We start from the raw sequence: 10204 nt of genomic DNA, 5'->3' as shown, positions 1-10204 counted from the left end.
GGCCGCATAACCATGAAATCCGCAGCGTCGCCCGAAACGCTTTTCAACATCGATCGGGACATTCCCCGCCAGATCCTCAAGCACTGTTAGCGCACCAAACGGCGCACGTTCGGGGGAAATCTCCTGCAAACCGGACCCGGCGATCACGTCGGGTGCATCCGGCCCCCATGGCGCCGACACCACAAGGATCGGCGTGCCCGGGCTCAGGTTTTTGTTCGAAGCCAGAACCAGCAACGGCGACAATGCAACAACGATACAAGCCGCCATGCCGACCAGAAAATGCTTCATCAGATTTCCTTCCGAACTTCTCTCTATCCAAAACTCGTTGCCATTTGGTTAGAAAATTGAAAGCTGTTTTAACGATCCTCCACACTCGCGCGCCCCGTAGAAACGGGCTTTTCCCGCAGCCCTTCAGATAAATTTGGCAAGGCCAGGATCCGGAATTTTCGCGCGGCACGGTTTTCGGGGCTGTTCCAACGCAGCGGCTTGCGATACCCGGAAGACACCACATCTCTCCTGGAAACTTCGGAGGCCGCGATGCCCGTTCACTACATCTACCTGATCGTCGCCGTTGCCGCCGAAACCATTGGCACCACCGCCCTGCAGGCCAGCCAGCAGTTCAGCCGCTTGGTGCCCTCCCTGATCGTTCTGGTCGCCTACGGGTTTTCCTTCTACATGCTGGGCCTGACCCTAAAGGTAATGCCGGTGGGGATCGTCTATGCCATCTGGTCCGGGCTCGGCATCGTGTTGATCGCGGTGATCGGTCTTGTGGTCTTTGGCCAGAAACTGGACCTTCCGGCCGTGCTCGGCATGGCGATGATCTTGGCGGGAATCCTTGTCATTCATCTGTTTTCAGGGTCTTCTGGCCACTGACACAGGCGCCCCGGCGCCCAAATCGCTGCGTCGCAGCGGCCTTTGCGCCGTGTTTGCGGATTTTCTCTGGCCTTCGGGCCGGTATCGGGCTATGCGCGGCGCAACTTCCTTACAAAGGCTGACGTCATGGACCTGCGCAACATTGCGATCATTGCACACGTGGACCACGGGAAAACCACCCTGGTTGACGAGCTGCTGAAACAATCCGGCGCCTTTCGCGAAAACCAGGCTGTGGCGGAACGCGCCATGGACAGCAACGATCTGGAGCGCGAGCGGGGCATTACCATTTTTGCCAAACCGACTTCGGTCGAATGGAAAGGCACACGGATCAACATCGTCGACACCCCCGGTCACGCCGACTTCGGCGGTGAGGTCGAGCGGATCCTGTCCATGGTGGATGGTGTTGTGCTGCTGGTCGATGCCGCCGAAGGCCCGATGCCGCAGACCAAGTTTGTGACCTCCAAGGCGCTTGCGCTTGGCCTGCGTCCGATCGTAGTGCTGAACAAGGTGGACAAGCCCGACGCCGAGCCGGACCGCGCACTGGACGAATGTTTCGATCTCTTCGCCTCGCTTGACGCGAATGAAGACCAGCTCGACTTCCCGCATATGTACGCCTCGGGCCGCAATGGCTGGGCCGATGCAGAGCTGGACGGTCCCCGCAAGGACCTGCACGCGCTGTTCAACCTGATCGTCAACCACGTGCCCGAGCCTGCACAGATCAAGCGTCAGGATGAAGATTTCCGCATGCTGGCCACCACGCTGGGCAGCGACCCCTTTGTGGGCCGCCTTCTGACAGGCCGTGTCGAATCCGGCACTCTGAAAGTTGGGGCCACCGTTCAGGCGCTGACCCGCATGGGCCAGAAGATCGAACAGTTCCGCGTGACCCGTATCCAGGCCTTCCGCGGTCTGGCTCAACAGGACATCGAAGAAGCCCAGGCGGGCGACATCGTCTCCATCGCCGGCATGGCCAAGGCGACCGTGGCCGATACAATCTGCGCCCTGGCCGTGGACGAACCCCTGGATGCCCAGCCCATCGACCCACCCACCATCACCGTGACCTTCGGCATCAACGACAGCCCGCTGGCGGGTCGCGATGGCAAGAAGGTCCAATCGCGCGTTATCCGTGACCGCCTGATGAAAGAGGCCGAATCCAACGTCGCGATCAAGATCGCTGACACCCCCGGCGGCGAGGCTTTCGAAGTTTCGGGCCGCGGCGAACTGCAGATGGGCGTTCTGATCGAAAACATGCGCCGTGAAGGGTTCGAACTGTCGATCTCCCGCCCGCAGGTGATCATGCGCGAAGAGAACGGCGTCAAGATGGAGCCCGTCGAAGAGGCTACCATCGACGTTGATGACGAATACTCCGGCGCGGTGATCGAAAAACTGACTGGCGCCCGCAAAGGTGAGCTCGTCGAGATGAAGCCCGCAGGCGCTGGCAAGACCCGGATCATCGCTCATGTGCCTTCGCGTGGTCTGATCGGTTATCACGGTGAATTCCTGACCGACACCCGCGGCACCGGTGTTCTGAACCGCGTGTTCCACGGCTGGACCCCTCACAAAGGCCCCATTCCCGGCCGTCGTGCAGGTGTGCTGATCTCCATGGAGAACGGCCAGTCGGTTGCCTACGCCCTGTGGAACCTCGAAGAGCGCGGCAAGATGATGATCGGCGCCCAGGCCGACGTCTATACTGGCATGATCATTGGCGAACACTCCCGTGACAACGACCTGGAAGTGAACCCGCTGAAAGGCAAGAAACTGACCAACGTGCGCGCCTCTGGCACGGATGAGGCAGTGCGCCTTACCACCCCGATGACGCTGTCGCTGGAAGAGGCAATTGCCTATATCAATGACGACGAGCTGGTCGAAGTCACGCCAAACAACGTACGCCTGCGCAAGCGCTATCTGGATCCGCATGAACGCAAGCGGGTGGCCAAGTCTAACGGCTGATCACATTTACGAGGCCGCCCCCCGGGGCGGCCTTTTTCTATGGCACATTCATGATAGGGTCCGCCAAAATTACAGGAGGACCCGAATGCAGAAAATTCAGGTACAGGGCGTCCATCACATCACGCTGACTGGCGCCGACAGGCAGACATCGATCGATTTCTGGGAAGGCCTCTTGGGCATGCCCTTCGTCTTTGATCAGCCCAATCTGGACAATCCGGACGAAGGCCACCTCTATTTCGATCCCGGTGACGGGCGGCTGATTACCGTCTTCACCAATGAAACCCGCACGCCTGACCGCCGCCGTACCCCAACGGAACCCGGCTGCGTGCATCATATCGCGTTCAACGTCAGCAGGGCAATGTTCTCCCAAGTTGAAAAACGGCTGAAGGACCGCGGCATCGGCCATTCCGGCGCGAAGGACCGCGGCTTCATGGATTCGATCTATTTCAAGGATCCGCTGGGGTTGATGATCGAACTGGCTTGCTACAGGTTTGAACCGCCCACCGGCTGCACCCATGCGGATGTAATGATCGAAGCCCACAAGATCCGCGTCGCCCGCGGAGATTACAACATTCAGGAAGAGCATCTGGCCGATGCGATCGAGCTTCTGGTGACCTGCCACACCTCGAGCCTGACGGACGATAGACGGCCCCGCGATCCCTATTGATCACTGGTGGCATCCCGGCAAAAGAAAAGGAGCGCGGGATGGCCTGCGCTCCTTTTTTGTCTCACCCTGCCCTTTTCGGGCAGGTCGCGGAAAACCGCAATTATTCAGAGGTTTCCACCACCATCAGTTCACGCTCAGAGGCGTCGCGCGCGTGGCTCAGCGCCTCCTGGTATTCGGGGCTGTTGTAGCAGTCGACGGCGGCCTCGACGCTTGGAAATTTCGCCACCACGTTCCGCGGGCGTTCCTTGCCTTCCAGCTGCACGAACTTACCGCCGCGGGCGATGAAGCTGCCGCCGTGTTTCGCAATCGCCGGGCCGGCCAGCTCAGCGTATTTGCCATAGGCCTCCACATCGGTGACCGTGACGTGAGCAATCCAGAGTGCGCCCATGATTATCCCTCCAAAAGTTGTTCTGCAGCCGCGATGGCCGCTTCGGCCCCGGCAAAATCCTTGCCGCCGCCCTGCGCCATATCGGGACGGCCACCGCCGCCCTTACCGCCAACAGCAGGCACAGCAGCCTTCAGCACATCTACCGCGGACACCTGACCAATCAGATCATCAGTAACCCCGGCCGCGACTGCGACCTTACCGTCGTCGTCGGCGATCAGCAGGATCACACCAGAGCCGAGTTTCTGTTTATGCGCATCAATGAGCCCGCGCAGATCCTTACCCGACACGCCTTCCAGCGCCTGACCGAGGAAGGTCTTGCCGCCGATCTCTTTGGTCTCGACACCACCGGACGCACCGCCGCCCATAGCGACTTTCTGCTTCAGCTGCGACACCTCGTTCTGCAGCGCCTTGCGCTCGTCCATCAGCGCCTTGATGCGGTCGATGACATCGGAAGGCTGTGCCTTGAGCATCGCTGCCACATCCGCCATCCGGCCCGCCTCGGCCTCCAGATATTCAGAGGCTGCAGCGCCGGTCAGCGCCTCGATGCGTCGCACGCCAGCCGAGGATGCGCTGTCGCCAAGGATGACGAAGGAACCGATATCACCGGTCTGCTTCACATGTGTCCCGCCGCAGAGTTCGATGGAATAGGTCTGTTTGTCGTGACCCTTGCCGGTTGCTGCGCGCCCCATGGAGACGACACGAACCTCGTCGCCGTATTTCTCACCAAACAGCGCCTGCGCGCCCAGGGCACGAGCATCATCCGGCGTCATGATCCGGGTCTCCACCGGGGTGTTCTGGCGAATATAGGTGTTCACGTCTTTTGAAACCTGGGTCAGCTCCTCGGCGCTCAGCGCCTTCCCGTGGCTGAAGTCAAAGCGCAGACGATCCTCAGCGTTGAGCGAGCCGCGCTGTGCCACGTGATCGCCAAGCGCCTCCCGCAGGGCCTCGTGCAGCAGGTGCGTGGCGGAGTGATTGGCACGAATGGCGCTGCGGCGGGTGTGATCCACTACCAGTTGCGCGGGTGCATTGACCGTCACGATCCCATCGGTCACTTCGCAGAAGTGGATAAAGACATCGGCAGCTTTCTTGGTGTCCGTGACGCGCAGGGCGCCACCTTCGAGACGGATTTCACCGCTGTCTCCGACCTGACCACCGGATTCGGCATAGAACGGCGTCTGGTTCAGGATAAGCTGAACGCTGTCGCCCTTACCCGCCTCACGCACGATCTCGCCATCCTTGACGATGGCCTGGATCTGGCCTTCGGCGCTTTCGGTTTCATAGCCGAGGAAATCGGTGGCGCCATGTTCATCGGCAATATCGAACCATAGGGTGCTGTCGGCACTTTCGCCCGAGCCGGACCATGCGGCACGCGCCTTGGCCTTTTGCGCCGCCATGGCAGTATCGAAGCCGTCGGTGTCGACTTCACGCCCCTTTTCGCGCAGGGCGTCCTGTGTCAGGTCCAGCGGGAAGCCATAGGTATCATAAAGCTTGAAAGCAGCCTCACCCGGCAGGGGTGCGTCCTCGTCCAGTCCGGACAGTTCATCATCCAGCAGCTTCAGACCGCGGTCCAGCGTCTGTTTGAAACGGTTTTCCTCCAGGTGCAGCGTTTCCTGGATCAGTGCCTGCGCGCGGCCCAGTTCAGGATAGGCGGCGCCCATCTGCTGCACCAGGGCCGGAACCAGTTGGTGCATCACCGGATCCTTGGCGCCCAGCAGGTGCGCGTGGCGCATGGCGCGGCGCATGATGCGGCGCAGCACATAGCCGCGCCCATCGTTGGAAGGCATCACGCCATCAGCAATCAGGAAAGAGGTGGAGCGCAGGTGGTCCGCGATCACCCGGTGGTGCACGTTCTGATCGCCATAAGGATCAACGTTGGTGACATCGGCCGAGGCTTCGATCAGCGCCTTGAACAAGTCGGTGTCATAGTTGTCATGGCTACCCTGCAGCAGCGCACCGATACGCTCAAGCCCCATGCCGGTGTCGATGGACTGCATGTCCAGCGCCTTCATCGAGCCGTCTTCGAACTGTTCGTTCTGCATGAAAACGACGTTCCAGATCTCGATGAAACGGTCGCCATCTTCATCAGCGCTGCCCGGAGGGCCGCCCCAGATGTGATCACCGTGATCGTAGAAGATCTCGGTACACGGACCGCAGGGCCCGGTCGGCCCCATTTGCCAGAAGTTGTCCGACGTATCGATGCGGATGATCCGGTCCTCGGGCACGCCGACCTTTTTCCAGATTTCAAAGGCTTCGTCGTCGGTATGATAGACGGTGGTCAGCAGACGGCTCTTGTCGATACCGAATTCCTTGGTGATCAACTCCCAGGCAAAGGGGATCGCCTCTTTCTTGAAGTAGTCCCCAAAGGAGAAGTTGCCCAGCATTTCAAAGAACGTGTGGTGGCGCGCGGTATAGCCGACGTTGTCGAGATCGTTGTGCTTGCCGCCCGCGCGCACACATTTCTGCGCGGTGGTGGCACGTTTGTAATCACGATGCTCGACCCCGGTAAAAAGGTTCTTGAACTGGACCATGCCCGAGTTGGTGAACATCAGGGTGGGATCGTTGCGGGGCACAAGCGGACCGGATTCCACGATTTCGTGGCCTTGCTTGGCAAAGTAGTTCAGGAAGGTGGAGCGGATGTCGTTCAGCGTCGCCATATGCGGGATCCCTTTTCGGGCTTTGTCAGGGTTTCAGGCAGGTTTAGCCCCAGAGCGCAGCCCTGTCCACTGCCCGCCGAAACGAAAAAGGGCGCAACCTGCGTTGCGCCCCATTTCATATTGGATCGGATCACATCCGGTCGGCCTCAGGCCTCCAGAATGTCATCGTCACCGCCGCCGTCGGGGCGGTCAAAGTCGAGCCCATGTGCCGCGCGGATCTTGTCTTCGATATCATAGGCGATTTCCGCATGTTCCCGCAGGAACTGTTTCGCGTTTTCACGGCCCTGCCCGATCCGCTCATCTCCGTAAGAGAACCATGCGCCGGATTTGTTGACCACACCGGCGGCCACACCCAGATCGAGCAATTCACCCATCTTGGAGATGCCTTCGCCATACATGATGTCGAATTCCACCTGTTTGAAGGGCGGCGCCACCTTGTTCTTGACGACCTTGACGCGGGTTGCGTTGCCGACAACCTCATCCCGATCCTTGATCGAGCCGATGCGGCGGATATCAAGGCGGACCGAAGAGTAGAATTTCAGCGCGTTACCGCCAGTTGTCGTTTCGGGCGAGCCGAACATCACGCCAATCTTCATGCGGATCTGGTTGATGAAGATCACCATGCATTTGGAGCGGCTGATGGACCCGGTCAGCTTGCGCATGGCCTGGCTCATCAGACGGGCCTGCACGCCAACACTGGAATCACCCATGTCGCCTTCAAGTTCGGATTTGGGTGTCAGTGCCGCCACTGAATCCACGATCACCATGTTGACCGCACCAGACCGCACCAGCGTATCAGTAATCTCCAGCGCCTGTTCGCCGGTATCGGGTTGCGAAATCAGCAGTTCGTCCAGATCGACGCCCAGCTTGGCCGCGTATTGCGGATCCAGCGCGTGTTCCGCATCGACAAAGGCGCAGACGCCGCCCTTTTTCTGCTGTTCGGCCACGCAATGCAGCGTCAGTGTCGTTTTACCGGAGCTTTCCGGGCCGTAAATCTCAACAATCCGGCCCATCGGCAGGCCGCCGATCCCCAGCGCGATATCCAGCCCCAGAGACCCGGTCGAACTGGCTTCGATCTCCTGGATCGCCTTGCCGTCGCCCAGCTTCATGATCGAGCCCTTGCCGAACTGCCGCTCAATCTGGGCAAGCGCGCTGTCCAGCGCCTTTTGCTTGTCACCGCTCTCTTTGTTTTTCATGGTCAACAGATCCGCCATAATCCCTAATCCCCTTCTATGTGTCATACCCGTGGGGTTGCGGCAATCACTTGCTTTGTTCGCCTCTTGTTCCTTATGAGATCAAAACGGGAACATTGCAAGTAAAACTTCCGAGAAGGCGTAGAAGACCGGCACAGGAACCGCTGTGTCTAGCGCTGGGGCTGTCCTTGGCCAGACGAAGTTGGCAAAGGGAAGCGCCCGTCCCGCGCACCAGAACCGCCCCCCTCAGGCACAGGCAAAGGCAAAGGATCAGATTCAGTCTTTAAAACGATGCGGACAGACTGCAGGGAGCTTCTAAATAATTCTGACTTCAGGCAAGGGGGGGGGAAACTGAGGGCCCTTCCCCTCGGATCAAAACCCAAACAAGTTCGCATTGGCTATGGCGTTCTCAACGAACACCGCACGGTCGGTTTCCGGTTTCCAGCCGAGTACCTGTTTTGGCTTTTCATTGCTGAATGGCGAATAATGTGCTCGGCTTTTCCAATCTGCGAGGCTGGGTCGGATTACGCCGGACCGGCGCAGAGCATATTTCTTGAGCGCATATTTGACCGCATCCGACGCGTAGAATGCATACAGGTTGCCGGAGTTCACGCGGATTCTGGCGCCGAGTGCGGTCTCGATGGCGTCAAAATAGTCACGCGCGGAAAGCATCGGCTCACCGATGAGATTGAAACTCTGCCCTTCGACCGGGGCATCCATCATCCGGACAAGTCCATCTGCAATATCTTCGTTCAGGACGAAGGGCAGGATATTGCGCCCGTGCCCCCAAATGCGAACCGCCCCGGCACCGTGCCATCGACCGATCCCCCAGTGCTGCAGCGGTCCGCCGGGCCCGACGACGATTCCGGGACGGGCAATTGTTACAGGCAGCCCGCGCTCGCGGTGGAGCTTCATCAGCTGCTTTTCGCATTCTGCCTTGGACCGCGCATAGAGATTGCGGTCGGTCAGATCCTCTGCAAATCCCGTCTCTTCGGTGATGGTCAGTGCAGGGTTCGACATGTCATAACTTGCGATGGTGCCAGTGTAGATCAACCGTTTTACACCTGCCATTTGGCAGGCTTCGGCGATGCGTGTCGCAACCCCCACGTCGTTGATCAGGCAATCCTCCCATGTGGTTTCAAGCGCCTTTGCTAAATTGAACACCACCTCGATCCCCTGCATTGCTGCGGTCAATGCCTCCAGATCGTGTAGCGAGGCGCTCACGGTTTCCACCTGGTCGGGAAGATCAGGAAACGGGCCAGAGCGGCTGCGCGACAGGACCCGCACATCGCGGTCGTCGGCGACAAGGCGCCGTGTCAGTGCCCGGCCGATGAAACCGGTTCCGCCGATCACCATGACGCTTGGCTTTGGTTTTCTGGTTTGAACGGCAGGTGCGGCGGCGCGCAAAACCTTTTCGGGCAATAGAGCGATAGCATCGTCGATCGCCTGCATGACCTCAATCGCGGTTTCGCCAGCATAAGGCTTTGCATGCGCCGCGCCGGGACCCGCTGCATAAAGGGCCGCATTCATGCCACGAAAGCTGCGCCCGTATGGGTTTTTGGTATTGAGGGACGCAGTCTGAACCGCCGCGTTCCCTATCCCCTGCCACAGGTGCTGGCGGGACAGGTCCAGCTGTCTACGCAGCGGGTTGGCCACCAAGTCCGATGTGTTTTCCCGCTCAACAACAAGCACGTCCTGCGCATAGTCCAGCCGCGCCCGCGCGCTGGATCCGCGCAGCGTCACGCTTCGGTTGTCGGTGGTTTCGACCATGGCAAGGGTAAAGGTGATCTGCACCGCGCCAGCCCGCGCGAGGATCCGGAATCCCTGCGGGCGCATATCCTCTCCAGGCAGGCCGACGGGCCATTCCGCCTGGGCATGGAGCACCTCGACAGGACCAAAAAGATCATGCGCAAAGGCAAAAAGATGCGGCCCTAGTTCAAGCAGGAGGTTCTTTGGCTCGCGCAAAAGCCAAAGATTATAAGGCCCAGAGCGGAGCGGTGCGAGCGGCAACGCCCAGCTGATGTCACAGCCAGACACCCGTCCGTAGGCCCCAGCGCGCATGTCCTTTTTCATCTTTTGATAGGAGGGAAGACCCAGAAAGTTGTGCCCGGCGCAAAACCGCTTGCCTGCTTTGGTGGCTGCCGCCTCGATCTCGCGGGTCTCGGCCGCTGATTCAGCAACCGGTTTTTCAACCAACACATCGAGCCCGCCTTCAAGGCACTTGATGGCCAGCGCCCGGTGCAGATGCGGCGGGGTCAGGATATGCACGGCGTCGCAGCTACCAGAAGCGATCAGATTATCGACAGAGGTAAAGGCCTGCGCACCATATCGTCCTGCGAACCCTTTGGCCGCGGTTTCATTGACATCGCAGACCGCCGCGATCCGCACATTCGGCGTCGCCTTGAGGGCGTCCGCATGCCAGGTGGCAATATATCCGGCGCCAATCAGGCCTATGCGGGTTTCGCTCGCCATGGAATGTTCC

At 59.7% G+C, this 10204-nt stretch carries 8 protein-coding genes; 3 read left to right on the top strand and 5 right to left on the bottom strand.

The window, feature by feature from the left end; all coding sequences use genetic code 11:
* On the bottom strand, positions 1–288 hold a 288-nt coding region (locus C6W91_RS18640; protein ID WP_370571323.1), incomplete at its 3' end, for a hypothetical protein.
* 249 nt (positions 289–537) lie between these two features.
* Between C6W91_RS18640 and C6W91_RS18635 the strand changes: the two genes are divergently transcribed.
* The 3 genes from C6W91_RS18635 (at position 538) to C6W91_RS18625 (ending at position 3487) form a co-directional block, all read left to right on the top strand.
* Positions 538–873: a multidrug efflux SMR transporter gene (locus C6W91_RS18635; protein ID WP_274833646.1), complete on the top strand. Its 336-nt coding sequence runs from the start codon at positions 538–540 to the stop codon at positions 871–873.
* 126 nt (positions 874–999) lie between these two features.
* Entirely contained in the window at positions 1000–2820 is a 1821-nt protein-coding gene (gene typA, locus C6W91_RS18630; protein ID WP_274837098.1) for a translational GTPase TypA, read from the top strand.
* 85 nt (positions 2821–2905) lie between these two features.
* The gene (locus tag C6W91_RS18625) at positions 2906–3487 is read left to right on the top strand and encodes a VOC family protein (protein ID WP_065270332.1); all 582 of its coding nucleotides are present in this window, start codon (positions 2906–2908) and stop codon (positions 3485–3487) included.
* A gap of 100 nt (positions 3488–3587) precedes the next feature.
* Here C6W91_RS18625 and C6W91_RS18620 read toward each other — a convergent pair whose 3' ends face one another.
* The 4 genes from C6W91_RS18620 to C6W91_RS18605 form a co-directional block, all read right to left on the bottom strand.
* Positions 3588–3875, bottom strand: a complete 288-nt coding sequence (locus C6W91_RS18620; RefSeq protein WP_274837099.1) for a DUF1330 domain-containing protein — start codon at positions 3873–3875, stop codon at positions 3588–3590.
* Positions 3876–3877: 2 nt separating this feature from the next.
* Complete coding sequence (gene alaS / locus C6W91_RS18615; RefSeq protein ID WP_370571322.1) at positions 3878–6529, bottom strand: alanine--tRNA ligase; 2652 nt, start codon at positions 6527–6529, stop codon at positions 3878–3880.
* Between the two features lie 146 nt (positions 6530–6675).
* The gene (recA, locus tag C6W91_RS18610) at positions 6676–7743 is read right to left on the bottom strand and encodes a recombinase RecA (protein ID WP_065270335.1); all 1068 of its coding nucleotides are present in this window, start codon (positions 7741–7743) and stop codon (positions 6676–6678) included.
* Between the two features lie 351 nt (positions 7744–8094).
* Positions 8095–10194: an NAD-dependent epimerase/dehydratase family protein gene (locus C6W91_RS18605; RefSeq protein WP_274837101.1), complete on the bottom strand. Its 2100-nt coding sequence runs from the start codon at positions 10192–10194 to the stop codon at positions 8095–8097.
* Positions 10195–10204: the final 10 nt, after the last annotated feature.

It is taken from the genome of Phaeobacter sp. SYSU ZJ3003, from assembly GCF_041300735.1.
Classification (GTDB): domain Bacteria; phylum Pseudomonadota; class Alphaproteobacteria; order Rhodobacterales; family Rhodobacteraceae; genus Phycobacter; species Phycobacter gallaeciensis_A.
Note: the sequence above shows the minus strand (reverse complement) of the source record. Positions and strands in the feature narration are given on the sequence as shown.